Origin of the sequence: Vibrio sp. 10N.222.49.C9, from assembly GCF_041474985.1 — a bacterium.
Lineage (GTDB): Bacteria > Pseudomonadota > Gammaproteobacteria > Enterobacterales > Vibrionaceae > Vibrio > Vibrio crassostreae_C.
In genome coordinates this window covers 1-361 of record NZ_JBFRVD010001179.1, presented here as the reverse complement: position 1 = coordinate 361, position 361 = coordinate 1, and the positions used below count along the sequence as shown (strand labels likewise).

The window sequence follows — 361 nt, the reverse complement described above, 5'->3', positions numbered from 1 at the left end:
ACGTGGGGGGAAAGAGGTGGCTTGCTGATGCTGTGGCTGATGTCTATCGTCATTTACAGTGTGGTCATCTGATAGAGCCGTTTTGTGGTGCTGGTTCTGTCTTCATGGCTGTTCAGCCAGAGCGCGCAACCCTTAACGATAGTAATGTTCATCTGATAAATCTGTATCGACAAATAGGGTTTGCTGACTTCAACCTCGGGCGAATTAATGCCGAGAATTCTGCTCAAGTGTTTCTGTTCAATAGGGCACGATTTAATGAGTTAATCGATAGTGGGGAGTTCGAGTCCCTTGAATCGGCACAATTACTCTACTATCTGAATCGCCATTGCTTTAATGGGCTAATGCGGTTCAATCAGAAGCG

Annotated in this window: 1 protein-coding gene; it reads left to right on the top strand. The window is 46.0% G+C overall.

Going from position 1 to position 361, the window contains the following annotated elements; translation table 11 throughout:
* On the top strand, positions 1–361 hold a 361-nt coding region (locus AB4585_RS27460; RefSeq protein ID WP_372171913.1), incomplete at both ends, for a DNA adenine methylase.